The sequence below is a fragment of the Acidovorax sp. HMWF018 genome (assembly GCF_003061035.1).
Taxonomy (GTDB): Bacteria; Pseudomonadota; Gammaproteobacteria; order Burkholderiales; family Burkholderiaceae_C; genus Acidovorax; species Acidovorax delafieldii.
Map to the genome: position 1 here is coordinate 1 of NZ_QAIM01000651.1, position 425 is coordinate 425.

General features: G+C 72.9%; 1 protein-coding gene. It reads left to right on the top strand.

Annotation, left to right across the window (positions count from 1 at the left end; translation table 11 throughout):
- On the top strand, positions 1 to 425 hold a 425-nt coding region (locus DBR23_RS31960; protein WP_233250781.1), incomplete at both ends, for a TolC family protein.

Below are 425 nucleotides of genomic sequence, written 5' to 3' on the forward strand. Positions count from 1 at the left end.
GGCCCACACACCGCAGGCGCAAACCACCCCGGCCGCCGCTGGCCTGACCGCAACCACCACCGACGTGGTGGCCCCCAGCCAGTGGTGGAAAGCGCTGGGCGACGAGCAGCTCAACACCCTGATCGACACCGCCTTGCAAGGCAACCCCAGCCTGGCCGTGAGCCGCGCCCGCCTGGAGCAAGCCGTGGCCCTGAGCCAGGTGCGTGAGGCCGCCAACGGCCCCCAAGCCACGCTGGGCGTGGACGCCACCCGCCAGCGCTACACCGCCAACGGGCTGGTGCCTGCCCCGGTGGCTGGCAACACATACAACAGCGGCACCGTGCAGGCCACGCTGAGCTGGTCGCCCGACTTCTTTGGCCAGCACGCTGCCGAGCTGCAGGCTGCGCTGGGCCAGGCCCGCGCCGCCCAGGCCGATGCAGCCGCCG